Raw genomic sequence first — 25,522 nt, 5'->3', positions numbered from 1 at the left:
CGTGTTGGGGGGTGGATTTGTGTGGGGTGCTGTGGGCGTGTAAAGTAATTCGAGTCGCCGCCGCTGATGCGGAAAGATAGCGACCGACCCCCTTTCTGATTGGCCTGAAAAACGGCGCTGTGATGGCGTGCGGAAACCGGGTGGGGACCCTTCCTGTGGTGCTTGTGGATGGCGGAAACGCCGGTTTGCAAAGCGATCCGGGATCGGGTAAGTTAGAAAAGTTGCTCCGGAGCGATCCACGGCTGGTTTATGGTTGTGGTGGTGCCGGGTGTGTCTGTTGTTTGAGAACTCAATAGTGTGCCAAGTTTGTTGATACCAATTTATTTTATGGATTGGTTGAATGTGCTGGATTGTCCATCCCGTGGATGGTCTGGTGTTTTTGGCTGGTTTCAAATTTTGTGCAGTCTGGTTCCGCGTTTTCCCGTGGTGCCTGGTTGTGTCTGTTTTTGTTTTACTTCAACGGAGAGTTTGATCCTGGCTCAGGATGAACGCTGGCGGCGTGCTTAACACATGCAAGTCGAACGATGATCCCAGCTTGCTGGGGGATTAGTGGCGAACGGGTGAGTAACACGTGAGTAACCTGCCCTTAACTCTGGGATAAGCCTGGGAAACTGGGTCTAATACCGGATATGACTCCTCATCGCATGGTGGGGGGTGGAAAGCTTTTTGTGGTTTTGGATGGACTCGCGGCCTATCAGCTTGTTGGTGAGGTAATGGCTCACCAAGGCGACGACGGGTAGCCGGCCTGAGAGGGTGACCGGCCACACTGGGACTGAGACACGGCCCAGACTCCTACGGGAGGCAGCAGTGGGGAATATTGCACAATGGGCGAAAGCCTGATGCAGCGACGCCGCGTGAGGGATGACGGCCTTCGGGTTGTAAACCTCTTTCAGTAGGGAAGAAGCGAAAGTGACGGTACCTGCAGAAGAAGCGCCGGCTAACTACGTGCCAGCAGCCGCGGTAATACGTAGGGCGCAAGCGTTATCCGGAATTATTGGGCGTAAAGAGCTCGTAGGCGGTTTGTCGCGTCTGCCGTGAAAGTCCGGGGCTCAACTCCGGATCTGCGGTGGGTACGGGCAGACTAGAGTGATGTAGGGGAGACTGGAATTCCTGGTGTAGCGGTGAAATGCGCAGATATCAGGAGGAACACCGATGGCGAAGGCAGGTCTCTGGGCATTAACTGACGCTGAGGAGCGAAAGCATGGGGAGCGAACAGGATTAGATACCCTGGTAGTCCATGCCGTAAACGTTGGGCACTAGGTGTGGGGGACATTCCACGTTTTCCGCGCCGTAGCTAACGCATTAAGTGCCCCGCCTGGGGAGTACGGCCGCAAGGCTAAAACTCAAAGGAATTGACGGGGGCCCGCACAAGCGGCGGAGCATGCGGATTAATTCGATGCAACGCGAAGAACCTTACCAAGGCTTGACATGGGCCGGACCGGGCTGGAAACAGTCCTTCCCCTTTGGGGCCGGTTCACAGGTGGTGCATGGTTGTCGTCAGCTCGTGTCGTGAGATGTTGGGTTAAGTCCCGCAACGAGCGCAACCCTCGTTCCATGTTGCCAGCGCGTAATGGCGGGGACTCATGGGAGACTGCCGGGGTCAACTCGGAGGAAGGTGGGGACGACGTCAAATCATCATGCCCCTTATGTCTTGGGCTTCACGCATGCTACAATGGCCGGTACAAAGGGTTGCGATACTGTGAGGTGGAGCTAATCCCAAAAAGCCGGTCTCAGTTCGGATTGGGGTCTGCAACTCGACCCCATGAAGTCGGAGTCGCTAGTAATCGCAGATCAGCAACGCTGCGGTGAATACGTTCCCGGGCCTTGTACACACCGCCCGTCAAGTCACGAAAGTTGGTAACACCCGAAGCCGGTGGCCTAACCCCTTGTGGGAGGGAGCTGTCGAAGGTGGGACTGGCGATTGGGACTAAGTCGTAACAAGGTAGCCGTACCGGAAGGTGCGGCTGGATCACCTCCTTTCTAAGGAGCACCTACAATCACCCTGCCTCATGTATGTGAGTGTTCGGGGGTTGTCAGGAGTACGCCCGTTGCGCAGACGCTAGTTCTGCGGCGGGTGCTCACGGGTGGAATATCAACGAATAGCGGCCGCATGGTTTTGTCCTTGCCCAGTACGGATGTGCTGCTCTCTTGTGGAGCAGGGTGTCCTGGAACGGCGGGGGCGGAGTTGGTGCGGTTTAGTGTTTGGCACACTGTTGGGTCCTGAGGCAACAGGACCGTGGTCTCCCTTTGCGGGGTTGATCCTGGTACTTGTTTGTTTCTGGTTTCCCGGCTGCAGCGAGCATGCACTGTTTGGGTGTGTGGGGTGTGTGGTACGGGGTTGTTGTTTGAGAACTACATAGTGGACGCGAGCATCTTTTATAAGAAGCAATTTCCAAGAATATGAACCTGGATCTGGCTGCGCGTGATGATGATTCCTTGTCTTTCGGGGCGGGGGGTGGTTGTTGGGTGTGGTTGGTTTCTGTGGTTCTCTCGAAAATTTCTGATTGATCTTTTGTGGTCAAGTTTTTAAGAGCACACGGTGGATGCCTTGGCATTAGGAGCCGAAGAAGGACGTAGGAATCTGCGATAAGCCTGGGGGAGTCGATAACCGGACTGTGATCCCAGGGTGTCCGAATGGGGAAACCCCGCCAGGGACGCGAGTTACCTGGTGACCCGCATCTGAACACATAGGGTGCGTGGAGGGAACGCGGGGAAGTGAAACATCTCAGTACCCGCAGGAAGAGAAAACAATAGTGATTCCGTTAGTAGTGGCGAGCGAACGCGGATCAGGCTAAACCGTTCCATGTGTGATAGCCGGCGGGCGTTGCATGGTCGGGGTTGTGGGACTTTCCGTTCTGTCTCTGCCGGGACAGTGGGGTGTGATGTGCAGGCATAGGTGAACGGTCTTGAAAGGCCGGCCAGAGAGGGTGTGAGCCCCGTAACCGTAATGTTGTGTACCGCCTGGAGAGTATCCCAAGTAGCACGGGGCCCGAGAAATCCCGTGCGAATCTGTCAGGACCACCTGATAAGCCTAAATACTCCCTAATGACCGATAGCGGACCAGTACCGTGAGGGAAAGGTGAAAAGTACCCCGGGAGGGGAGTGAAACAGTACCTGAAACCGTGTGCTTACAATCCGTCGGAGCCAGTCTGATTCTGGTGACGGCGTGCCTTTTGAAGAATGAGCCTGCGAGTTAGTGTTACGTCGCGAGGTTAACCCGTGTGGGGCAGCCGTAGCGAAAGCGAGTCTGAATAGGGCGTTGCAGTGGCGTGATCTAGACCCGAAGCGAAGTGATCTACCCATGGCCAGGTTGAAGCGACGGTAAGACGTCGTGGAGGACCGAACCCACTTCAGTTGAAAATGGAGGGGATGAGCTGTGGGTAGGGGTGAAAGGCCAATCAAACTTCGTGATAGCTGGTTCTCCCCGAAATGCATTTAGGTGCAGCGTTGCGTGTTTCTTACCGGAGGTAGAGCTACTGGATGGCTAATGGGCCCTACAAGGTTACTGACGTCAGCCAAACTCCGAATGCCGGTAAGTGAGAGCGCAGCAGTGAGACTGTGGGGGATAAGCTTCATAGTCGAGAGGGAAACAGCCCAGACCACCAACTAAGGCCCCTAAGCGTGTGCTAAGTGGGAAAGGATGTGGAGTTGCGAAGACAACCAGGAGGTTGGCTTAGAAGCAGCCATCCTTAAAAGAGTGCGTAATAGCTCACTGGTCAAGTGATTCCGCGCCGACAATGTAGCGGGGCTCAAGTACACCGCCGAAGTTGTGGCATTCACATTTTATCCAAGCCTTTGTGGTTCAGGAGTGTGGATGGGTAGGGGAGCGTCGTGTGGGCAGTGAAGTCGCGGTGTAAACCAGCGGTGGAGCCTACACGAGTGAGAATGCAGGCATGAGTAGCGAAAGACGGGTGAGAAACCCGTCCGCCGAATGATCAAGGGTTCCAGGGTCAAGCTAATCTGCCCTGGGTAAGTCGGGACCTAAGGCGAGGCCGACAGGCGTAGTCGATGGACAACGGGTTGATATTCCCGTACCGGCGAAAAACCGCCCATGCTGAACAGGGGATACTAACCGCCCGAGACCTGACCAATCACCCTTGTGGTGTGCGGTTTTTGGTGGAGCGCGGGACCTGATCCTGGGAGGTAAGCGTATTAACAGGTGTGACGCAGGAAGGTAGCCGAGCCGGGCGATGGTTGTCCCGGTCCAAGGATGTAGGGCGAACGGTAGGCAAATCCGCCGTTCATGATGCCTGAGACCTGACGGGACCCCCGTAGGGGGGGATTCGGTGATCCTATGCTGCCTAGAAAAGCATCGACGCGAGGTTTTAGCCGCCCGTACCCCAAACCGACACAGGTGATCAGGTAGAGAATACTAAGGCGATCGAGAGAATTATGGTTAAGGAACTCGGCAAAATGCCCCCGTAACTTCGGGAGAAGGGGGGCCCCAACCTTGATGGACACATGCTGTCCGGAGGGGATCGGGGCCGCAGAGACCAGGGGGAAGCGACTGTTTACTAAAAACACAGGTCCGTGCGAAGTCGCAAGACGATGTATACGGACTGACTCCTGCCCGGTGCTGGAAGGTTAAGAGGACCGGTTAGCCGCAAGGCGAAGCTGAGAATTTAAGCCCCAGTAAACGGCGGTGGTAACTATAACCATCCTAAGGTAGCGAAATTCCTTGTCGGGTAAGTTCCGACCTGCACGAATGGAGTAACGACTTCCCCGCTGTCTCAACCATAAACTCGGCGAAATTGCAGTACGAGTAAAGATGCTCGTTACGCGCAGCAGGACGGAAAGACCCCGAGACCTTTACTATAGTTTGGTATTGGTGTTCGGAGTGGCTTGTGTAGGATAGGTGGGAGACGTTGAAGCCCGGACGCCAGTTCGGGTGGAGTCATCGTTGAAATACCACTCTGGTCACTTTGGACATCTAACTTCGGCCCGTAATCCGGGTCAGGGACAGTGCCTGATGGGTAGTTTAACTGGGGCGGTTGCCTCCTAAAAAGTAACGGAGGCGCCCAAAGGTTCCCTCAGCCTGGTTGGCAATCAGGTGTCGAGTGTAAGTGCACAAGGGAGCTTGACTGTGAGAGAGACATCTCGAGCAGGGACGAAAGTCGGGACTAGTGATCCGGCGGTACATTGTGGAATGGCCGTCGCTCAACGGATAAAAGGTACCTCGGGGATAACAGGCTGATCTTGCCCAAGAGTCCATATCGACGGCATGGTTTGGCACCTCGATGTCGGCTCGTCGCATCCTGGGGCTGGAGTAGGTCCCAAGGGTTGGGCTGTTCGCCCATTAAAGCGGTACGCGAGCTGGGTTTAGAACGTCGTGAGACAGTTCGGTCCCTATCCGCTGCGCGCGCAGGAAATTTGAGAAGGGCTGTCCTTAGTACGAGAGGACCGGGACGGACGAACCTCTGGTGTGTCAGTTGTACTGCCAAGTGCACCGCTGATTAGCTACGTTCGGATGGGATAACCGCTGAAAGCATCTAAGCGGGAAGCTCGCTTCGAGATGAGATTTCCATACACCTTGTGTGTGAGAGGCCCCCAGCCAGACCACTGGGTTGATAGGCCGGATGTGGAAGCGAGGACTAACGACTCGTGAAGCTGACCGGTACTAATAGGCCGATAACTTACACCACACACCACCCCTGCAAACCCGTTCAAAAGGGGTTTGCACCCAGGGGCGGTAAAAAGATAACAAGACTGCTTGCGTCCACTATGTGGTTCCCAACCAACAAACCCGTTGCTTGAGAACCGAAAAACTACATAACAAAACCACAACTGCCCTACCAGGCAGAGCATGTTGTAACCACAAAATTTCCCGACCCGCCAGGGTTGTGGAGCAAGGGTTACGGCGGTCATAGCGTGGGGGAAACGCCCGGTCCCATTCCGAACCCGGAAGCTAAGACCCACAGCGCCGATGGTACTGCACCCGGGAGGGTGTGGGAGAGTAGGTCACCGCCGGAACACCATTCAGGTCGAGAGCCCCAACCACACGGTTGGGGCTCTCCCACTTTAACCACACACCACACCAGCACCCTCTCTCACTTAAGGCCCCCTTCCCGGGCAACCCTCTCTCACCCCCCCGTTCCCCTTCCTGGCGGACGCTCTCTCACCACCGTCCCCCTTCCCGGGGCACCCGGGCCGGCCACCGCCGTCGAACCCCCGCCACAACCGAGAGAGCGTCCCGGAAAAACCGGCAACAACCGAGAGAGCGTCGCAAGCCGAGGGTGGATCACCCGGCCCCTGCCGTTGGTCGCCTTCCTCCTCCTCCGCAACCACCACCAGACGCTCTCTCACTTAGGGCCCCCTTCCCGGGTGACGCTCTCTCACCCCCCCGCGGCCCCGGCCCCCGGCCCCCGGGCACCCGGGCCGGCCGCCGCCGTCGCAAACCCCACCACAACCGAGAGAGCATCCGCGAAAAACCCGCCACAACCGAGAGAGCGTCGCAAGGGGGAGCGCGCAAGGTGAGAGAGCGTCGCGCACCTTTCCCCACGCGGGCTGCGGCGGCCGTCCGCTGATGGCGAAATACGGGGTCAAAAGGCCTCAAAACCGGTGATTTACCTCAAAAAATGGCGGAAACACGCGGAATTTGCGGACCTGACCGCGGCAAGCTGGTAAGTTTTCGAACAGTGGCTTGTGCGCATGCCGCGTTCAGGCTCCAGAAATCATGACCGTCCAGGAGGACATAAATGGCTAAGAACCGTAGTGAACTTGTTGCAGAGGTAGCAGGCAAGGCCGGCACCAGCCAGGCAGCCGTCAACTCCGTGCTCGATGCACTGTTCGAGGTTTTCGAGACCTCTGTCGCCGCGGGCGAGAAGATCACCATCCCGGGCTGGCTCGCAGTTGAGCGCACCGACCGTGCAGCCCGTACGGGCCGCAACCCGCAGACCGGCGAGACCATCCAGATCGCCGCAGGCCACAGCGTCAAGCTGACCGCGGGCTCCAAGCTGAAGGCTGCTGTCTCCAAGAAGTAGCATCCGGCGTCCCAACGCTTGAAAGGGAGCGGCAACCTGAGGGTTGCCGCTCCCTTTGCGTTTAACCCGACTGCGGCGAACCCGGCTGCGATGAACCCGGCTGCGATGAACCCGTCTGCTCTGAACCCGCCGATTCGCGGCGCAGGCACCCGTAGCGGACAATGGATAGGTGCCCTCAGCAGCAAAATCCCGCCCTAACCTTCCGCAGCCTTCCCCCACTCCGGGAAAGACTGGGGTACCCGGCGTTGCTGCGGGCATTTCCCGGCCGTGGCAGTTCGCCGGTCTTGCGGCGCTCTTCCTGGGGCTCGCAGCAGCCCTCCTGTTCTCCGGCGCGGCCGCCGCACGCGAGGTGTCCGATCCCGGCGCCCTGATCCGCTGGGGATTGCCCATCAGCAAGGCCATCCACAACGTCTCACTGGCCACGGTGATCGGCGGCCTCATTTTCGCCGTCGGAATCCTGCCACGCAATGCCAGCGGTTCCCGCTCCAAGGACACGGCCACCCCAGAGCACCCGGCCTTCTCCCGGGCGCTGGCCGTGGCGGCAGCCGCGGGCGCGGCCTGGACGCTGTCAGCGATCGCAGTGCTCGTGCTCACCTACTCGGACGTTGCCGGCCAATCCCTTTCCGGGGATGCCGAGTTCACCCGCGCGCTGGTCTACTTCATGACGGATATCGAGACCGGCCGTGCGTGGCTGACCGTGACCATCGTGGCAGCCGTGGTGACCACTGCGCTGTTCGGGGTGCGGTCCCTCACCGGCCTGGCGATCACGCTGGTGCTGTCGCTGGTGGGCATGGTGCCCATCGCCCTGATCGGGCACTCCTCAAGCTCCAGCGACCACGAAGGCGCCATCAACTCCCTGGCGCTTCACCTTGTTGGCGTGTCTGCCTGGGTGGGCGGCATCATCATGCTGGCCATACTGTCCGGCATCCTCACCGGGGCCAGCGTGGGAGCCAAAGCAGCCGGCAAGACCGACATCACCGAGCCCACGCTCCGACGCTTCTCCTCCCTTGCCGGGTTTGCCTTTGTCCTGGTGTTTGCCTCCGGTGTCATCAACGCAAGCATCCGGATCACCAGCTGGCACGATCTCTTTGGGTCCGCCTACGGGCAAATGGTGCTCGCCAAGGCCGTGGCCACGCTGATGCTTGGCGGCATTGGCCTGATGCACCGCCAGTGGGTCATCCCGCAGCTGAACCGGAAGGGCGCCGCCCTGTCCTCCCGGCGGGTCCTGTGGCAGCTGGTCGTTGCCGAACTGCTGATCATGGGAGCCACCTCAGGCATCGCCGTCGCACTGGGCCGTTCCGCGCCTCCGCAGCCCACCACCTTCGCTGCTGACGCCTCCCCGGCGTTCATCCTCTCCGGCTACGAACTGCCGCCAGAACTGACCCCGGAACGCTGGCTCACGGAATGGCGCCTGGACTGGCTCTGGATCGCTGTCGCTGCCTTCGGCCTTGTGTCCTACTTCCTCGGCGTGGTCAAGGTGCTGCGACGCGGCGACTCGTGGTCCTGGTTCCGCAGCATCAACTGGGTGATCGGGCTGCTGGTCCTGACCTACATCACCTCCGGCCCGCCCGCGGTCTACGGCCGCGTGCTGTTCTCAGCGCACATGGTGGACCATATGGCCCTCACCATGGTGGCGCCGATCTTCCTGGTCCTCGGCGCGCCCGTAACGCTCGCGCTGCGCGCCCTGCCCGCACGCGGAGACGGCTCGCGGGGCCTGCGGGAATGGCTTCTGCTGTTTGTGCACTCCAGGTTCGCCCAGCTGGTCACGCACCCGCTCTTCGCCGCGGCCAACTTCGCCGGTTCAATCGTGCTGTTCTACTACTCGGACGCGTTCGGCTACGCCATGCGGGACCACGTGGGCCACGAACTCATGAACCTGCACTTCGCCCTCACCGGCTACATCTTCGTCCTGACCATGATCGGCACCGACCCGCTGCCCCGCCGCGCACCCTACCCGATGCGGCTGCTGCTCCTCCTGGCCACCATGGGCTTCCACGCCTTCTTCGGAGTGTCCATCATGGGCGGCACCGGGCTGCTGGCCGCGGACTACTTCGGCAACCTGGGCCGGGCATGGGGACCCTCCGCGCTGCTCGACCAGCAGATGGGCGGCGCAGTGGCCTGGGGGATCGGCGAAGTACCCACGCTGCTGGTGGCAATCGGCGTCGCCGTCATGTGGTCCCGCTCCGATGCGCGGGAGTCCAAGAGGACCGACCGCGCGGCGGACAGGAATAACGACGCCGATCTCACTGCTTACAACGATATGTTTGCCAAGTTGGCTGAACGCGACGCCAAGCTGGCTGAACGCAATTCAAAGCTGGAAGGACGCTGATGAGCGAAATCGTACGCACCCACCACCGGGTCCGCGCCTCCGAACTGGTGGGCCGTAACTGGCTGAACACCGGCGGGAAGTCCCTGGACCTGGAAGCCCTGCGCGGCAAGATCGTGCTCCTGGATTTCTGGACCTTCTGCTGCATCAACTGCCTGCACGTGCTCGACGAGCTGCGCCCGCTGGAGGAAAAGTACTCCGACGTCCTGGTGACCGTGGGTGTGCACTCCCCGAAGTTCGAGCACGAGGCCGATCCCGTCGCCCTCGCCGCCGCCGTGGAGCGCTACGAGATCCACCACCCGGTCCTGGACGACCCCGAGCTGGAGACCTGGAAGGCCTACACGGCCCGCGCCTGGCCCACCCTGGTGGTCATCGACCCGGAAGGCTACATCGTGGCCCACCTTTCCGGTGAAGGCCACGCGGACGGCCTGTCCGTGCTGATCCCCGAGCTCATCACCCAGCACGAGGCCAAGGGCACCCTGCACCGCGGCAACGGCCCGTACGTGGCTCCGGAGCCGACGTCGGGCACCTTGCGCTTCCCGGGCAAGGCCCTCTTCCTCCCGGCCGGCCGGAGCACCTCAGGCGCCGGCACTTCAGCCAGCGGAACGTCCGACGGCGCCGCTCCCGGCGCGGGCTCCTGGCTCGTCACTGATACCGGCCACCACCGCCTGGTGGAGCTGGACACGGATTTCCATACGGTGCTGAGCACCTACGGCTCCGGAACCAAGGGCCACGCCGACGGCCCCGGTGCCGACGTCGACTCCGTCAAGCCCACCGCCCAGTTCAACGAACCGCAGGGCCTTGTCCTCCTGCCGGAAGACGTGGCAGCGAAGACGGGCTACGACGTCGTGATTGCCGACTCCGTCAACCACCGCCTGCGCGGGCTGTCCCTCGCGGACGGAACCGTCAGCACGCTCGCCGGCAACGGCGTGCAGCGACTGCTCGAGACGGGTCCGGCGCGCGTGGACGAGGACGCTGCAGGCTTCACCGGTCGCCTCAGCGACCATCCCCTGGACGTTGCCCTGAGCTCGCCGTGGGACGTTGTCTGGTCCACCAAACTCAACGCTGTGGTGGTTGCCATGGCCGGCGTCCACCAGATCTTCAGCTTCGACCCGATTTCCGGAGCGGTCTCCATCGTTGCCGGAAACGGGCTGGAGGGCCTCCTTGACGGAGCCGCCCACGAAGCCTGGTTCGCCCAGTCGTCCGGCCTGGCCGAGGACGCCGACGGCAACATCTGGGTGGCCGACTCCGAGACGTCCGCGCTGCGCAAACTTGTGATTGACGACGACGGGACGGTCACCGTGGAGTCCGCCGTCGGCAAGGGCCTCTTCGACTTCGGCTTCCGCGACGGTCCCGCCGCGGAAGCAAGGCTGCAGCACCCGCTCGGCGTCACTGTTCTGCCGGACGGCTCCGTGGCCATCGCCGACACCTACAACGGTGCCGTCCGCCGCTACGACCCCGCCACGGGAACCGTCTCCACCCTGGCCCGAGGGCTGTCCGAGCCGTCCGACGTGATTGTGGACCACACGCACGTTGCCGGTTCCGAGCCGCTGCTGGTGGTGGTGGAAGCCAACAAGCACCAGCTGGTCTACGTGCCCATCCCGAAGGAGGCGCAGCAGGTGGACGAGGGCGCGGTCCAGACACACCGGCCCAAGAGCCCCGTCGCCCCCGGAACGCTGGAACTGACCGTCCGCTTTACGGCTCCCACTGGGCAGAAGCTCGATGACCGCTGGGGTGACCCCACACAGCTGAAGATCTCCTCCACGCCTCCCGGGTTGCTGGTTGCCGGCGGCGGAACCTCGGTGGGCCTGCAGCGGACCCTGGAGCTCTCCTCCGACGTTCCCGACGGCGTGCTCCACATTACGGCGCGCGCGGCGGCCTGCGACGGGCCCGAAACGGCCGACGGCGAGATCCCCGACCACGCCGCCTGCCACCTGTACCAGCAGGACTGGGGCATCCCGGTGGTGCTGCAGGCCGACGGCGACACTGAGCTGGTCCTGGACCTCCGCGGCATGGACTGAGGTCCTCCTCAAATCACCACGAAAGGCTGCGGCGCGTGACCCCTGGTCACGCGCCGCAGCCTTTCGGACCCGGGAGCCTAGTAGCTGAGGAGCGGGGTGACCCTGATGGTGTCGCCGTCAACATCGAGGCGGGTGGTGAAGCTGAAGTCGTGCTCCACGTTCAAGTCGCTGACGGCGCCGGTGAACAGGTCTGTCTGCTGCGCCTGCAACCGCGCTTTCCCGTCCAGGGGTGCCACCACCCAGCGGCCGCCGAAGGGCTCGATGGATACCTTGGGGTACTCGCTGATGGTCCAGTTGATGGTTCCCGGCGTCACCCGGTTGAAGGTGGCGTGGTAGAACGGGCAGTCGGGCTGGAGCTTCTGTTCTTTCACTGCCTGCGCGGCGCAGCTGTCCAGGAATTCCTTGACCTTGGCGCCCACGGCGTCCTTTAGCGCCGGGGTGGCTTCCGTCAGGAGGCTCAGCGGAGCCGTGGGTACGTCACGTCCGGAGACCGTGGCACGGCTTGCCGGGGCGGAGAAGTATTCGCCGTTGAGGCTGGCCTCGTACTCGCCGGGATAGAAGACGGCGAAGGAGTTGCGGCCGTTGGGCATGTTCACCGGCACACCGTTGAGGGTGGCCTGGTTGGAGTTGACCACTGTGACTTCCAGGACGGGCAGCGCGCCCGGCACGAACGCCCACTTGTTGAAGAAAATCCATTCGGTCCCGGTCCGCTCCAGCAGGAACTCGGTGCTAAGCCTGCTGCCGTCAATGGTGTATTCCATCGGAACCATGACCTGGTTTCCGGAGCGTTCCTGGGTCTCGCCGAACTTCACGTTGGTCACCCGGGATGCGGCTGTTTGCAGCGCTGTTCCGTCCAGCATGGCGGCGTCACTCTGTGGCACGGAAGCACGCAGCAAGCCCAGAGCTTTTTCCCCTTCGCCCTTCTGTAGAGCGTCCAAATACTCACGTACGGGCTGCTCGGGACTCGCTACCGAGGCATTCACCAGATTCACAGCGACGATGGCTCCGGCGATGGCGAGCATCAGGCCCAGCAGCCACCCGGCCGCGATCCTCACCAACGCTTGACTCATCTGCACGCACCTTACGTTACCTGCAAGGCGCGTGAAAACAGGTGCGGGGGCCCAGAAGCATGACGGCACCCGGAAGCTGTCTGACAGTTCGACGGCGGCCGGGCGGCCCCCGTGCAGGCCAGGCCGGTTGCCCCGGCGGCGGCGCTAGCGGCGGCGCCGGGAGGAGGTGCCGAAGACGCCACGCAGCAGCTCCCGGCCCAGTTGGGTTCCGAGTGAGCGGGCCATGCTTTTGAGGCCGCCGCCCAGCGCGCCGCCCAAGGCTCCGGCGAGGTCGTCAACCATGCCGCCACCTGATTCCTTGCGGGCCTGCGGTGCCTGGCGCTCCGCGCTGCGGGGCCGTTCCGGTGCCGGTGCGGGCCTGCTGCTGGGGCGGCCGAGGATTTCTTCCTCGATGCGGCGGGCATCGGCGTCCACTGCGGCCTGGTCCCTGGTTCCGGGAACGGGGCTATTGGGAACAAAAACGTCCGCGGCGGGAGTGGGAGGCTGGCCGGGTGCTGCCGCTCCGGTGGGGGCGGCGCTCTTTCCGGAGATCTTCTCGTAGGCGGAGACGTTGTCCACGGCCGTGCCGTATTTGGCGAGCAGCGCCGAACCGGCCACGGTGCTCTTGACCAGGTCCTCGCTGCTGGGGCCCATCACCGATTCCGGGGCTCGCAGCCGGGTCAACGCCACCGGGGTGGGGGCGCCCTTTTCGTTCATCACCGTGATGACGGCTTCACCGATGCCGGCCGAGGTGAGCGTTTCCTCCAGGTCGTAGTCGCTGACCGGGAACGTGGACACGGTGGCCTTCAGTGCCTTGGCGTCTTCCGGAGTGAACGCGCGCAGGGCGTGCTGGATGCGGTTTGCCAGCTGCCCCAGGACATCGGCTGGAACGTCCTTCGGCGTCTGGGTGACAAAAAAGATGCCCACGCCCTTGGAACGGATGAGCCGGACGGTGGTGGTAATGGCCTCCAGGAACGCCTTGGAGGCGTCGTTGAACAGCAGGTGCGCCTCATCGAGGAAGAAGACCAGTTTGGGCTTGTCCAGGTCCCCGGCTTCGGGCAGGTCCTCGAAGAGGTCTGCGAGCAGCCACATGAGGAACGTGGAGAACACCATGGGCTTGGTCTGCAGCGTGGGCAGTTCCAGGCAGGTGATGACGCCGCGGCCGTCGGGGGCGGTACGCAGCAGTTCGGCGGTGTCGAACTCGGGCTCGCCGAAGAAAGCTTCCATGCCCTGGGCCTCAAGGGTGACCAGTTCGCGGAGAATGACGCCGGCCGTCGCCTTGGAGAGGCCGCCCAGCGCCTCAAGCTCGTCCTTGCCTTCGTCCGACGTGAGGAACTGGATGACGGCCCGGAGGTCCTTGAGGTCTATCAGTTCCAGGTTGTTCTTGTCCGCAAAGTGGAAGACGAGCTGCAGGCTGGATTCCTGGGTGTCGTTGAGCTCCATAATTCGCGAGAGAAGGATGGGGCCGAAGGAGGTGATGGTGGCCCTGACAGGGATGCCGTTGCCGTCGCCGCCCAGCGCCAGGAACTCCACGGGGAATGTCTTCCCCGCCCAGGCCTGCCCGATGCTGTCCGTGCGCACCTTGAGTTTTTCGCTGCCCGTGGCGGCAGTGGCCAGCCCGGAAAGGTCTCCCTTGATGTCGGCGAGGAAAACCGGCACCCCGGCTGTGGACAGCTGCTCCGCCATCATGTGGAGCGTGACGGTCTTGCCGGTTCCTGTTGCGCCGGCCACCAGTCCGTGACGGTTCATCATGGCGAGGGGGAGCCGGACGGGTGCATCCTTGTGGAGTTCGCCGTCGACGAGAGCAGCTCCCAGTTCGATGGTGGCGCCTTCCAAGGTGTAACCCTTTTGGATGGTGGCGACTTTATCAGCAGTGGATTTGATGGCCATGCCGATAGCTTAGCTGCGGGGGCCCAGATCTTTGCTGAATGCCAGGAACTTGATGGTTTCGGGATCGGCCGCCAGGTCGAACAGCGGCTCGTACCCCGAGGCCAGGTAGAGGTGCTTCGCTTCGGGCTGCCGGGGGCCGGTGGTCAGGTACACCCGGCTGTAGCCTCGCCGGACTGCCAGGGCCTCAAGCCCAGCCAGCACGAACCGGGCCAGCCCGCGCCGGCGGTGGGCAGAGTGCGTCCAGATCCGCTTGAATTCGGCCGTCTCCGGCCCGTGCCGCCGGAACGCGCCGCCCGCTACGGATTCGCCGTTTTCCTGGACGATCAGCAGCGCCCCGCCCGGGGCGGCAAATTCAGCGGCAGGGTAGCGGTTGAGTTCTTCGGCGGCCGCTTTCCGGCCGAACAAGTCGCCATACCGGGTGTCGTACTCCCGGGCGAGCTCGTCCAGCAGCGGCCGGACCCGCGCATCATGCATGGGCAGGTTCAGCACGGTCAGCGCTGACAGCTCCAACGGGCCAGGCGCCTGTGACGGCCCTTGCGGGACGGTTAGTTGATCCATGGCTGGGCCTTTCCCGAGGCGGCCGCTACAGCCGCCGCTTCGACGTCACGGTGTTCACCTTCACCGGGTCCTTCTCCTCCGCGTCCAACTCCACCAGCGACATGCTCAGCGAGCAAGCCAAGGATCTGCCGCGCCAGCGCATCGTTCTCCCGGAACGGGGCGGCATTCGTCCGGGGCCGGGCAAAGGCACCGGCGCCCCAGCCGGAGGTGTGGGGTCCGACGGCGAAGAGCCTGCGGTTCGGTTCGCCCAGGGGATTGACCAGCTCGCTGGCCGGCGAGACCAGCAGCCGGCCGGTTGCGTGGAGGCCTTCGGCGGTGAGGACAGTCTGCTCGCTGCCGAGTCCTGAGCTGTGCAGGTGCCGTAGTAGCGGATTCGCCGAGCCAGCCACCGCCGGTCCGGGCAGCCGTGCCTCGATCATGGCCCCGGCCTGCACCCGCACCCCGCCCCGGGCTGACGCAGCGACGAACTGTCCGGACACCTCATCGGCGGTAATCTCCAGCCCGGGGCCGAGGAACTGCAGCAGCCCTGCCCGGTGTAGCGCCAACAGTTCCCGCAGGCGTTGCGGGGGCGGGCCGGAATCCACGAAGCTGAAGAATCCGTGCCACCAGCCGTGGACCGCCTGCTGCGACCGCGCATTCAGCCGTCCGGCCGGCACCAGCCGCCCCAGATCCATGTAGACCTTGAGCAGTGCGATGAACAAGGCCAGCGTCTCCGAGTGGTCCGGGCTGGTCCGCAGCCGCAGGTCGTGTTCGATGTACGCGGCCACGGCGCCCTGCACGTCATCGTGTCCGGCGAAGTCACGTCCGGCAAGCGGGTGGTCCAGCTTCTCGAAATCCAGGTGGAACTCCGTGTCCGGCACCGAATCGAGCACCAGCCGTTCGCGTCCGCGACTGTACCAGTCCAGTGCGCCGAACCGGTATGAGAACTCGTTCCAGCCGGTGTTCACCCGTTCCGGGTAGCCGGTGAAGAGTTCGCGGTAGTAGCCGTAACCGGCATCCTTGGCGATCAGCGGCCAGAGGTGGGTACGGAAGTCCAGCTCCCCGTGCCGCGCCAGCAGGGCCTGCACAGCGTCGGCGGTAAAGAATTGCGGCTCGCCGGCCACTTCGCCGCGGAGGGTGGAGGAAATCTTGGAATGATAGGGGACTCCGCGCCGCGAACCCGCCCAGAGCCGCGGTTCAGCGCCGGACGGAACGTACGCCAGGCCGCCGTCGGGCGTTTCCTGGAACCGGCCGCCCCGGCCTTCAGTCAGCAGGACCACCAGGTCCAGGAAGGCCAGGCCCATGCCCGAGACGATCACGTCCTGGCCGGGGGCCAGCGCTGAATAGTCGACGTCGGTGGTGTAGCTGGGGGCCGCGTGGAAGAGACCGTGCCGTGCAGCAAAGCCGGCAAAGCCGGCGGACGCCTCGTCCGGCAGCGAATCGGTGTGGCCAAGGGCGGAAACCACGACGCCGGCGTCAACCGTGCCGCCTCCGGCGAGCCTCACGCGGTACGCGCCGTCGCCGTCGGAATCAATCCGGACGGCGGTGTCCCGGTGGACGGTGACGGTGACGTCGGTCCCTAGCGCGGAAACCGCCCGGCGGAAGAACCACTCGAGGTACACGCTCTGCAGCTGGCGGGTGGGGAAGGTGGCGCCGTCCAAGGCGTGCAACTGGCGCCGAAGGTCAGCGGCGAGCGGGGGGATGTCCGTGATGGTGCCGTCCAGCACACCGGCAGCCCATGCGGCGAGCCCGGGGCCGCCCGCGGCCGGGCCGTCGCACGCTACGGAGTCATCCGTGAACATGGTGATGTCAGCCGCTGCGGAGTTGAGCAGGAGCCCCGGGTGCTGGTCGTAGCGCCAGATCCTGCCGGAGCCGGGTGAGTGGGGCTCGATGACATGGATGGCCAGCGGGCTGGAAAAAAGCTCTGGCCGGTTGGCCGCGAGGCGTTCCAGAATGCCCGCTGTCCGGGGACCTCCGCCCACAAAGGCCACGGTAGGGATGATCGCTGGCATGGCTGGGCTCCTGTTCAAGGCGGGGTGGTCACGGACCGGGGATTCCGCCCATGCTAGGCAGCCGGTCGTGGCCGGTGCGAGGTCCCGGTCACGGCCGTTCATGCCGCGTCACGCCGCGTAAATCCGCGCAAGAAAACGACTCATGACGCCATGCGAACTCCCGTGAACGCATGCAACATGCCGCCTTGCCCACGGTTTCGGGCGTCCCTAGATTTGCAGCAATCCGAACCGACAACCCAACACAACAAGAAGCGAGGTGGCGCATGAGTTCAACAGCAACCCGGGCAGCGCAGTCCGCAACCGGGCCGGCGTCCGCCGGAACTGACGCAAGCGTTCCCGATTCCGGCCCGTCCGCGGAGCAGGGCGGACCCCGGGGACCCGAAGCCCGCAAGCCCGCCACCGACTACGCCGACTACCGGCTGGTCCCGTCCCGCCACCCGTGGCGCTGGGTGGGCACCGCAGCGGTGGCGCTCGGCGTCGCCGCAGTGGCGTGGTCACTGGCCACCAACCCGCGCTGGGAATGGGGCGTGGTGGCCCAGTGGTTCACCGCGCAGTCCGTGGTGAACGGGCTGGCGGAAACGCTCAAGCTGACCGCCATCTCCGGTGCCCTCGGGTTCATCCTGGGCTTCATCCTCGCCCTGATGCGCCTCTCCGCTTCCCGCCTGCTGGTCTCGGTGTCCTGGACGTTCTCGTGGATTTTCCGCTCCACCCCCCTCCTGGTGCAGATGCTCCTTTGGTACAACCTCGGCTACCTCTACGAGAAGATCAGCCTGGGAATTCCCTTCACGGACGTCCGCTTCTTCGAAGTTCAGACCACCACCCTGATCAGCCAGTTCGCGGCAGCAGTCCTCGGCCTGACCCTGAACCAGGCGGCGTACTCGGCGGAGATCATCCGCGGCGGCATCCTGTCGGTGGACCAGGGCCAGCTGGAAGCGGCTGCGGCCCTGGGCATTCCGGCCTGGCGCCGCTCCACCCGGATCGTCCTGCCTCAGGCCATGCGTGCCATCCTTCCCACCGCCTTCAACGAGATCATCGGCCTGGTCAAAGGCACCTCCATCGTCTACGTCCTGGCGTACTCGGAGCTGTTCTACACCGTCCAGGTGATCTACAACCGCACCCAGCAGGTTCTTCCCCTGCTGCTGGTGGCCACCCTCTGGTACGTGGTGATCACGTCCGTGCTCAGCGTTTTCCAGTACTACATCGAACGGCACTATTCGAAGGGCGCCGTACGGACGCTTCCGTTGACGCCGCTCCAGAAGGCCCGCAGGTTCTTCGCCACCCACGCTGCCGTTACCGACGACCGAGCAAGGAGCACCCGATGAGCACGGCTGTCGCCGCACACGCTGCATCCGCCACCACCACCCGCGGACTGGTCGAAATCACCAAGGTCCGGAAATCCTTCGGGACCACGGAAGTCCTCAAAGGCATCACCCTGACCGTGGAACCGGGCGGCGTCGCCGTCATCGTGGGGCCGTCCGGGTCCGGCAAGTCAACCCTGCTGCGCACCATCAACCACCTGGAAAAGGTGGATGGCGGCTTCATCGCCATCGATGGCGAACTGGTGGGCTACGAGGTCCGCGGAAAGCGGCTCCACGAACTGCGCGAGAAGGACATCCTCAAGCAGCGCACCGAAATCGGCATGGTCTTCCAGAACTTCAACCTCTTCCCGCACCTCACTGCGCTGGAAAACGTGGCCGAAGCCCCCGTGGTGGCACCGCGCTCCGGCAAGCCGCGCCTGACCAAGGCCGAAGCCCGTGAACGAGGGCTGGAACTGCTGGACAGGGTTGGCCTCAAAGACCGCGCCGGCGCCTACCCGCGCCAGCTGTCCGGGGGACAGCAGCAGCGCGTGGCGATTGCCCGGGCCCTGGCGCTGGACCCCAAGATCCTCCTCTTTGACGAGCCCACCTCGGCGCTGGACCCGGAACTCGTCAACGAGGTCCTGGACGTCATCCGCGAACTGGCCACCTCCGGGACCACCCTGATCATCGTCACCCACGAAATGGGCTTCGCCCGTGACGTCGCGGACACCGTGGTCTTCATGGACCAGGGGCAGATCGTGGAACAGGGCGCGCCCCAGGACATCTTCACCAAACCGCAGGAAGAACGCACCAGGAGTTTCTTCTCCAAGGTGATCGAACCCGCCTTCAATATCTAAGGAAACCTCCATGGCACTCTCCACTTACCGGCATGACCGCAGCGGCCGTCCGCGCACGCTGGCGGCGCTCCCCGCCGTCGTCCTTGTCGGAGCTCTTTCCGGCACTCTCGCGCTGAGCGGCTGCGCCGATCCCGGGGCCGCGGCCTCCGGCGGTTCAGTTTCCGGTAACCCGGGGACGACGGCGGCACGCAACGGCGTCGTCTACAACACTTCGCCGGACCAGCAGCGGATCCGGGCGGGTAAAGACGCAGCGCTCGCCGCCAAGGTCCCCGAGCTGATCGGCAAGGACGGAAAACTGACCGTTGCCACCACGGCCGGTTCGATCCCGCTGTCCTTCCACGCCACGGATGACAAGACGCCCATCGGCTCGGAGCTGGACATCGCGCAGCTCGTGGCGGACAAGCTGGGCCTGGAGCTCGACGTCCAGGTCACGTCCTGGGAGAACTGGCCGCTGAAGACCCAGTCCGGCGACTTCGAGGCAGTGTTCTCCAACGTGGGCATCAACGCCGCCAGAGTGAAGCTGTTCGACTTTGCCAGCTACAGGGCCGCGTACATGGGCTTCGAAGCCAAGAAGAGCTCCAGCTATGACATCAAGGGCGCGGACGACATTTCCGGCCTGAAGGTCTCGGTAGGTTCCGGAACCAACCAGGAGAAGATCCTCCTGGCGTGGAACAAGGAACTTGAGGCCAAGGGCAAGGCGCCTGCGGCACTGCAGTACTACTCCTCCGACGCCGACACCATCCTGGCGCTGTCCTCGGGCCGCACCGACCTGAACATCGCGCCCTACCCGTCCACGGCGTACCGCGAGAACACCCGGGACGACCTGAAGATCGTGGGCAAGGTCAATGCCGGCTGGCCGTCCGAGACCCTGGTGGCTGCCACGTCGCTCAAAGGCAACGGGCTGGCCCCGGTCATCACGGAGGCGCTGAACTCCGCCATCAAGGACGGCTCCTACGGCAAGGTCCTGGAACGCTGGGGACTGTCCGAGGAAGCCCTGCCGGAATCCAAGGCCGTCACCGAGGCCAACTTCGGGACTGCCAAATGAAGTTCCAGGTCCTCGACATCATCCCGCACCTGAAAAACCCGGTCACGGGGGCGATCGTCTCCACGGCTGACCGGCTCAACCAGGTGGTCCGGACCGCGCAGCGTGCGGAAGAGCTGGACTACGACAGCTTCTCGGTGGGGGAGCGGCACGCCGGGGAGTTCATCTCGTCGTCGCCCACCACCGTGCTTGCCGCCATCGCCGCTGTCACCAGCCGGATCCGGCTGCAAAGCGGGGTGACCGTCCTCTCCGTCCTTGACCCCGTGCGCGTTGCCGAGGATTACGCCACGATCGACCAGTTGAGCCGGGGCCGCCTGGAACTGGTGATCGGCAAGGGCAACGAAGTGCTGCAGTATCCGCTGTTCGGCCTGGACCTCGAGGACCAATGGGACCTCCTGGCGGAGAAGTACGGGCTGCTCCGCCGGTTGTGGACCGAGGAAAACGTCACGTGGACCGGAAGATTCCGCTCCGCGCTGACAGAACCGACCACCACCACGCCGCGGCCTTTCGCCGGCGCACCCCGTGTCTGGCACGGCTCAGCCACCACCCTGACCTCCGCGGCACTCGCGGCAAAGTGGGGTGATCCGCTGTTCACTGCCAACGCCATCCAGCCTCGCGAGAACTACCAGGTGCTGATCGACCATTACCGCGAAGAGTACGAACGCCACGGGCACGATCCGCGGCACCAGTACCTCGGATCGGGCAGCGGCGCGGGCGGCGTGTTCATCGCGGACACCACGCAGGAAGCCAAGACGCAGTTCGGCCCCGTCTACGAGGCACTGACCGCCGGAAGGAACGTGCCGGGCAACAACTCCCCGTTCCGGGACATCAACCACGCTGTCGCGGAAGGACCCGCCCTGGTGGGCAGCCCCGAGCAGGTGGTGGACAAGATCCTTCGCTACCACGAGGTTTACGGCCACGACCTCCAGTCCATCTCGCTGCCCACCGCCCTGCCCTTCGAACAGCAGCTCGACATCCTGGAGCGGTTTGCTCTCGAGGTCATACCGGCCGTCAGGGCGGCCGCGCCCACGAGCCTGTGGGAACCCGCTGATCCCTTCGGTGGCCGTCCGGAGTCTGCCGTAGCCACCGAACCGGACGCGGCCGCTGCCGTCACGGCGGACCATGACAACTACAGGAGCGATCATGCCCACGTCTACGCACACTGAAACATCGTTCGCTGCGGCCTGGGCCGAGTGGCACGCCGCCCATGAGCGCCACCGCGCTGCCGCCCACGGCTTCCTGGCCGTTACGCACCTGTACTGGCTCGGGGCTGAACCCGCGCGGCTCGAGGGCGTGCCCGGCACCTGGAATGTGGAGGACGACGCCGTCCGGCTGGTTTTGGCGGAAGACGAAAACCTGCAGCAGGACAGCAGGGAGCTAAACCCCGACGGCGGCAGCGTCACCGTGCAGTTTGGCCCCATCGCGGAACGCGGCGGCATCAACCTGGCGGCGGGGGACACCGTCGTCGAACTCGCCAAACGCGGCGGTGAGTACATCGTCCGGCCGCGCCATCCGGACAATCCACTGCTCCGGGAGTACCGGGGGACGCCGGTGTATGCGCCGGACCCCGACTACGTCGTCGAGGGCACCTTCGTGCCGTTCGACGAACCGCGTGCCACCACTGTGGGCGCCGCCGTCGAGGGCATCCAGCACGTCTACGAAGCGCCGGGCCAGATACGGTTCCGGCTGGGCGGGCTGGACCTGACGCTGACGGCGTTCAACGGCCACGCGCCGGGCAGCCTGTCGGTGCTGTTCACGGATGAAACGTCCGGCAAGACCACCTACGCGGCCAACCGCTCGCTGACCGTCGCTGCGCCCGGCCCTGACGGCAGGGTCAGCCTGGACTTCAACCGGTCCGTGAACCTGCCGTGCGCCTACACGGACCTGGCCACGTGCCCGTTGCCGCCGGCCGAGAACCGCCTGCCGGTGCCCGTCGAAGCCGGCGAGAAGACCCCCACCGAACGTCAGGACGAACGATGAGCAACCCAAGCAGCACCCCCGGAGGCCGGGGCTTCCTGGCGCTGGAGCTCGACGGCGTTGCCGGGGGAGCTTCGGCACTCGCCGCCGCCGTGCTGGCCGCCGAGTCGGCCGGTTTCCACGCCGTGACATTCAGCGATTCCCCGGCGCAAGGGCGGCTCAACGCGCTGCAGCGCGCCGCTTTCGCCGGGCCGTTGACCCGGCGGATCGCACTGATACCGGAGATCGATACGGCCTACACCGAGCCCTTTCACGCCTCCACCCAGCTGGCCAGCCTGGACTACGTCAGCGGCGGCCGCGCCGGCTGGATTGCAACAGCGGAGGACGACCGCGCTGCGGCCGCTGCCGTTGGACGTGCTCACGTCACGGGCGACGTCCTTGCCCGGGAGGCCGCCGCCTCCATCGAGGTCAGCCGCAGGCTATGGGACTCCTGGGAGGACGACGCCGTGATCCGCGACGTCGCCAGCGGCCGTTACCTCGACGCCGGGAGGCTGCACTACGTGGACTTCGACGGCCCCGGTTACTCGGTCAAGGGACCGTCCATCATCCCCCGTCCCCTGCAGGGGCAGCTGCCGGTGTTCGTACCCGCAGCCCTCGTGGGCGACGGCCTGGTTGAGCCCGCCGCGGTGGATGCCGTCCTGGTGTCCGCCCCCACTGTGGAACTCCTCGCGGACGAGGTCCGCGACGTGCGGGAGCGGCTGGGCGGCGGATCGCCCGCCGTCGTGGTGGAGCTCGACGTCGTCCTGGACGCCCGCGGCCAGACGGCTGCCCAGCGGCTTGGAGGAGAATCGTCCGCCTCAGGGGAGGACACGGGGGGCGAGGCTGCCGGCGCCCAGCGGGCACGCTTCGCCGGATCTGCCGCCGAACTGGCAGACCTGCTGACCGAAGTACTGGAGGTCGCAGACGGGGTCCGGCTGCATCCGGCCAGGTTCGACGTCGACTTCCAGGACCTGTCCCGGCTGGTACTCCCGGAACTCCGGCGCAGGGGCGTGCTCGCTCCGGTGTCGCAGGACGGGACCTTCAGGGACCTGCTGGGCCTCGAACGTCCAGCCAGCCGCTACGCCGCAACCGCCGTCGGAAACTAGGGGAAAACCATGACACAGCACAGCCGTGCTAAATACCAGCCGACCGGGAAGCTCCAGTTCGGCATCTTCTTCCAGGGCGTCAACTCGGGAACCATCTGGAAGGCCGCCGAATCCGGCTCGCAGACGGACTTCGAATCGTTCCGCCGCATCGCCCAGACGGCGGAACGGGGACTGTTTGCCGCCTTCTTCCTGGGTGAGGGGCTCCGCCTCCGCGAGCACCTGGGCCGACCGCATGAACTGGACGTTGCAGGGCGTCCCGACGCCCAGACCATGCTGGCAGCCCTGGCCGCCGTGACCTCCAACATCGGACTCGTCGCCACCCAAAACACCACCTACAACGATCCGGCGGACCTCGCGCACAGGCTGTCCTCGCTGGACCTGCTCTCCGGCGGACGTGCGGCGTGGAACATCGTCACCACGGACAACGCCTGGACCGGCGCCAACTTCCGTCGCGGCGGGTATCTGGACCACGCTGACCGGTACACGCATGCCGAGGCGTTCGTGGAGACCGCCAAGCGGATCTGGGATTCGCATGACCCGGCCGCCGGGCAGTGGCAGCGCGTGGTCCACGAAGGGCAGCACTACACCGTGGATGTGACCCCGCGGCTGCCCCGCAGCCCCCAGTACCGGCCCGTGCTGTTCCAGGCTGGCGACTCCCCGGAGGGCCGGAACTTCGCTGCCCGGCAGGCCGACGTTATTTTCTCCGCCCACCCCAAGCTCGACGACGCCCTGGACTTCCGGCGCGACATCGTGGAGCGGACGCTGAACGCAGGACGGGGGGCGAACGACGTCAAAATCATGCCGGCCAGCGAGTTCATCCTTGCCGCGACGCCGGAGGAGGCCCGGGTCAAGAAAGCCTGGGTCCGCAGCCTCCAGATCGGACCGCAGCAGGCCATCGCCTACCTGGAACAATTCTGGGGACGCGAACTGCGTGAATACGATCCGGACGGGCCGCTGCCGGAGATTGATCCGGTGGTGGAGGAAACCTCCGAGACCCGCGGCAGCGGCTTCCACGGGGCCAAGGCGCGCCAGCTGGCCGACCAGTGGCGGGCGGAAGCCAAGGAGAAGGGACTGTCCATCCGCCAGTTCGTCTCGGCCAAGACCAGCCGCGTGGACGCCACCTTCAACGGCTCCTACGCCGAGGTTGCCGACCGGCTGGTGGAATACGCCCGCACCGCCGCCGTGGACGGCTTCAACATCTCGCCGTGGCTGATTCCCACCGGCCTGGACGACATCGTCAACCACCTGGTGCCCGCACTGCAGGAACGCGGCGTCTACCCCACCGAATATGCCGGCAGTACGCTGCGGGAAAACCTGGGACTGTCCACGCCGGAACGTGCGGAGTCCGCCGTCGGGGCTGCGCCTTCGGAAGCGAGGGTCTGAGCCGATGAGCGGCGACGTGTCCGGCACGGAAGTGGGAGATGCCGACCGGCAGTCGGCCGCGGATACGGTGAAGCTGCAGCTGACTATCTGGCAGCAGTACCTCTAGTCCTTCGGTGCCTGGGCGATCCGGACCATGTTTCCGGAGGGGTCCCGGAAGGCGCAGTCTCGCGGCCCCCACGGCTGGTCGATCGGCTCCTGCATGACCTCGGCCCCGGACGCCCGGACCTTCTCGAAGGTGGAGTCCAGATCGTCGGTACGGAAGACGAGCATCGGCAGGACTCCCTTGGTGAGGAGCTCCTGCATCATGTCCCCGTCCTCCTGGGAGCGGCCGGCATGCGGCTCGGAGAGCACGATCTCAAGGCCCGGCTGGGCTGCGCTCCCGAGCGTGATCCAGTGGAATCCTCCGGAGGCCACGTCGTTGCGCAGTTCGAGGCCGAGCGCATCCCGGTAGAAGGCAAGGGCCTTTTCGGTGTCATTGACGGTGATGTTGCAGTACTGGAGTGAAATGTTCATGCAACAAAGCTATTCCGCGGGCGTCAGGGCCGCTTCTTGAATCCTGCTCACTTGGGCGGCAGCTTCATTCCCGGGACCTGCAGGCCTGGCACCCCGCCGCGCAGGCCGTGTCCTGATCCGTGCCACGCAACCCGGCATCGCCTCCACTGCGCTGTGTTCCCGAAGCCGGTATGCGCTGGGCGGTTCCCCGACAAGTTCCGTGAAGCGCGAGCTGAAGGATCCCAGCGACGTACAGCCCACTGCCATGCAGGCATCGGTCACGCTCATGCCGCCGCGGAGCAACGCCATAGCCCGCTCGATCCGGCGGGTCATCAGGTAGCTGTAGGGGGTCTCGCCGTAGGCGGCCCGGAACTGCCGGGAGAAGTGCGCCGGTGACATCAGGGCTTTGGCCGCCATGGTGGGCACGTCCAAGGCGCGAGCGAAGTCCCTGTCGATCAGGTCCCGTGCCCGGCGCAGGTGCGCCAGGTTGGCAAGCTCTTGCGGGGTCATGCCATGAGCGTACGCCGCAGTGCCGGGGTTTCGCCACGACGAAGTGCAGGGCAGCCGCCGGCC

The 25,522-nt window shown here is 64.4% G+C and carries 16 protein-coding genes and 3 rRNA genes; 13 read left to right on the top strand and 6 right to left on the bottom strand.

Annotated features, from left to right (window positions below):
• The first annotated feature begins 456 nt into the window (after positions 1-456).
• The 6 genes from AC1MDG_RS20235 to AC1MDG_RS20210 all read left to right on the top strand — a co-directional run bounded on the left by AC1MDG_RS20235 (position 457) and on the right by AC1MDG_RS20210 (position 11,327).
• A 16S ribosomal RNA gene (locus AC1MDG_RS20235) occupies positions 457-1,980 on the top strand.
• 536 nt (positions 1,981-2,516) lie between these two features.
• A 23S ribosomal RNA gene (locus tag AC1MDG_RS20230) occupies positions 2,517-5,642 on the top strand.
• Positions 5,643-5,853: 211 nt separating this feature from the next.
• Positions 5,854-5,970, top strand: a 5S ribosomal RNA gene (gene rrf / locus AC1MDG_RS20225).
• The 16S, 23S and 5S rRNA genes sit together here, the layout of an rRNA operon.
• A gap of 725 nt (positions 5,971-6,695) precedes the next feature.
• Entirely contained in the window at positions 6,696-6,980 is a 285-nt protein-coding gene (locus AC1MDG_RS20220; RefSeq protein ID WP_011693739.1) for an HU family DNA-binding protein, read from the top strand.
• Positions 6,981-7,149: 169 nt separating this feature from the next.
• Positions 7,150-9,309, top strand: a complete 2,160-nt coding sequence (locus AC1MDG_RS20215; protein ID WP_479806406.1) for a bifunctional copper resistance protein CopD/cytochrome c oxidase assembly protein — start codon at positions 7,150-7,152, stop codon at positions 9,307-9,309.
• Positions 9,309-11,327, top strand: a complete 2,019-nt coding sequence (locus tag AC1MDG_RS20210) for an NHL domain-containing thioredoxin family protein (protein WP_479806404.1) — start codon at positions 9,309-9,311, stop codon at positions 11,325-11,327. The genes AC1MDG_RS20215 and AC1MDG_RS20210 overlap by 1 nt, the downstream gene beginning before the upstream one ends.
• A gap of 77 nt (positions 11,328-11,404) precedes the next feature.
• Here the strand turns inward: AC1MDG_RS20210 and AC1MDG_RS20205 are convergent, their stop codons facing one another.
• The 4 genes from AC1MDG_RS20205 to AC1MDG_RS20190 all read right to left on the bottom strand — a co-directional run bounded on the left by AC1MDG_RS20205 (position 11,405) and on the right by AC1MDG_RS20190 (position 16,815).
• The gene (locus AC1MDG_RS20205; protein WP_200891068.1) at positions 11,405-12,397 is read right to left on the bottom strand and encodes a hypothetical protein; all 993 of its coding nucleotides are present in this window, start codon (positions 12,395-12,397) and stop codon (positions 11,405-11,407) included.
• Positions 12,398-12,541: 144 nt separating this feature from the next.
• The gene (locus AC1MDG_RS20200) at positions 12,542-14,266 is read right to left on the bottom strand and encodes a helicase HerA-like domain-containing protein (RefSeq protein WP_479806401.1); all 1,725 of its coding nucleotides are present in this window, start codon (positions 14,264-14,266) and stop codon (positions 12,542-12,544) included.
• Between the two features lie 9 nt (positions 14,267-14,275).
• A complete protein-coding gene (locus AC1MDG_RS20195; RefSeq protein WP_479806399.1) occupies positions 14,276-14,824 on the bottom strand; it encodes a GNAT family N-acetyltransferase in 549 nt (182 codons plus the stop codon).
• Positions 14,812-16,815, bottom strand: a complete 2,004-nt coding sequence (locus AC1MDG_RS20190; RefSeq protein ID WP_479806397.1) for an FAD/NAD(P)-binding protein — start codon at positions 16,813-16,815, stop codon at positions 14,812-14,814. Before AC1MDG_RS20190 ends, AC1MDG_RS20195 begins: the two co-directional genes overlap by 13 nt.
• 263 nt (positions 16,816-17,078) lie before the next feature.
• Here AC1MDG_RS20190 and AC1MDG_RS20185 point away from each other — a divergent pair, with 263 nt between their 5' ends.
• The 7 genes from AC1MDG_RS20185 to AC1MDG_RS20155 are packed head-to-tail and all read left to right on the top strand — an operon-like array spanning position 17,079 to position 24,457.
• Positions 17,079-18,137 carry an amino acid ABC transporter permease gene (locus AC1MDG_RS20185; protein ID WP_479806395.1) on the top strand — a complete coding sequence of 353 codons (1,059 nt, stop codon included), beginning with the start codon at positions 17,079-17,081 and terminating at the stop codon, positions 18,135-18,137.
• A complete protein-coding gene (locus tag AC1MDG_RS20180) occupies positions 18,134-18,970 on the top strand; it encodes an amino acid ABC transporter ATP-binding protein (protein WP_479806393.1) in 837 nt (278 codons plus the stop codon). The genes AC1MDG_RS20185 and AC1MDG_RS20180 overlap by 4 nt, the downstream gene beginning before the upstream one ends.
• A 10-nt stretch (positions 18,971-18,980) precedes the next feature.
• Positions 18,981-20,015 (top strand): transporter substrate-binding domain-containing protein, encoded by a 1,035-nt coding sequence (locus AC1MDG_RS20175; protein WP_479806391.1) that lies wholly within the window; start codon positions 18,981-18,983, stop codon positions 20,013-20,015.
• Positions 20,012-21,178: an LLM class flavin-dependent oxidoreductase gene (locus AC1MDG_RS20170; protein WP_479806389.1), complete on the top strand. Its 1,167-nt coding sequence runs from the start codon at positions 20,012-20,014 to the stop codon at positions 21,176-21,178. Before AC1MDG_RS20175 ends, AC1MDG_RS20170 begins: the two co-directional genes overlap by 4 nt.
• Entirely contained in the window at positions 21,156-21,992 is an 837-nt protein-coding gene (locus AC1MDG_RS20165) for a DUF1684 domain-containing protein (protein WP_479806387.1), read from the top strand. The genes AC1MDG_RS20170 and AC1MDG_RS20165 overlap by 23 nt, the downstream gene beginning before the upstream one ends.
• Positions 21,989-23,074, top strand: a complete 1,086-nt coding sequence (locus AC1MDG_RS20160) for an LLM class flavin-dependent oxidoreductase (RefSeq protein ID WP_479806385.1) — start codon at positions 21,989-21,991, stop codon at positions 23,072-23,074. Before AC1MDG_RS20165 ends, AC1MDG_RS20160 begins: the two co-directional genes overlap by 4 nt.
• 9 nt (positions 23,075-23,083) lie before the next feature.
• The gene (locus AC1MDG_RS20155; protein ID WP_479806383.1) at positions 23,084-24,457 is read left to right on the top strand and encodes an NtaA/DmoA family FMN-dependent monooxygenase; all 1,374 of its coding nucleotides are present in this window, start codon (positions 23,084-23,086) and stop codon (positions 24,455-24,457) included.
• 102 nt (positions 24,458-24,559) lie between these two features.
• Here AC1MDG_RS20155 and AC1MDG_RS20150 read toward each other — a convergent pair whose 3' ends face one another.
• Together AC1MDG_RS20150 and AC1MDG_RS20145 are read right to left on the bottom strand one after the other, a co-directional pair.
• Positions 24,560-24,970, bottom strand: coding sequence for a VOC family protein (locus AC1MDG_RS20150; RefSeq protein ID WP_055807104.1), 411 nt, complete (start codon positions 24,968-24,970; stop codon positions 24,560-24,562).
• A 9-nt stretch (positions 24,971-24,979) separates the two neighbouring features.
• Positions 24,980-25,459: a helix-turn-helix transcriptional regulator gene (locus AC1MDG_RS20145; RefSeq protein WP_479806380.1), complete on the bottom strand. Its 480-nt coding sequence runs from the start codon at positions 25,457-25,459 to the stop codon at positions 24,980-24,982.
• Between the last annotated feature and the right edge of the window lie 63 nt (positions 25,460-25,522).

Source organism: Arthrobacter sp. AIWTK1, assembly GCF_056680535.1.
This window is presented reverse-complemented; position numbering and strand designations above follow the sequence as displayed.

Coding starts and splice junctions, on each gene's coding strand:
- AC1MDG_RS20220 (WP_011693739.1), top strand. CDS start 6,696: ATGGCTAAGAACCGTAGTGAACTTGTTGCAGAGGTAGCAGGCAAGGCC.
- AC1MDG_RS20210 (WP_479806404.1), top strand. CDS start 9,309: ATGAGCGAAATCGTACGCACCCACCACCGGGTCCGCGCCTCCGAACTG.
- AC1MDG_RS20205 (WP_200891068.1), bottom strand. CDS start 12,397: ATGAGTCAAGCGTTGGTGAGGATCGCGGCCGGGTGGCTGCTGGGCCTG.
- AC1MDG_RS20200 (WP_479806401.1), bottom strand. CDS start 14,266: ATGGCCATCAAATCCACTGCTGATAAAGTCGCCACCATCCAAAAGGGT.
- AC1MDG_RS20195 (WP_479806399.1), bottom strand. CDS start 14,824: ATGGATCAACTAACCGTCCCGCAAGGGCCGTCACAGGCGCCTGGCCCG.
- AC1MDG_RS20190 (WP_479806397.1), bottom strand. CDS start 16,815: ATGCCAGCGATCATCCCTACCGTGGCCTTTGTGGGCGGAGGTCCCCGG.
- AC1MDG_RS20185 (WP_479806395.1), top strand. CDS start 17,079: ATGAGTTCAACAGCAACCCGGGCAGCGCAGTCCGCAACCGGGCCGGCG.
- AC1MDG_RS20180 (WP_479806393.1), top strand. CDS start 18,134: ATGAGCACGGCTGTCGCCGCACACGCTGCATCCGCCACCACCACCCGC.
- AC1MDG_RS20175 (WP_479806391.1), top strand. CDS start 18,981: ATGGCACTCTCCACTTACCGGCATGACCGCAGCGGCCGTCCGCGCACG.
- AC1MDG_RS20170 (WP_479806389.1), top strand. CDS start 20,012: ATGAAGTTCCAGGTCCTCGACATCATCCCGCACCTGAAAAACCCGGTC.
- AC1MDG_RS20165 (WP_479806387.1), top strand. CDS start 21,156: ATGCCCACGTCTACGCACACTGAAACATCGTTCGCTGCGGCCTGGGCC.
- AC1MDG_RS20160 (WP_479806385.1), top strand. CDS start 21,989: ATGAGCAACCCAAGCAGCACCCCCGGAGGCCGGGGCTTCCTGGCGCTG.
- AC1MDG_RS20155 (WP_479806383.1), top strand. CDS start 23,084: ATGACACAGCACAGCCGTGCTAAATACCAGCCGACCGGGAAGCTCCAG.
- AC1MDG_RS20150 (WP_055807104.1), bottom strand. CDS start 24,970: ATGAACATTTCACTCCAGTACTGCAACATCACCGTCAATGACACCGAA.
- AC1MDG_RS20145 (WP_479806380.1), bottom strand. CDS start 25,459: ATGACCCCGCAAGAGCTTGCCAACCTGGCGCACCTGCGCCGGGCACGG.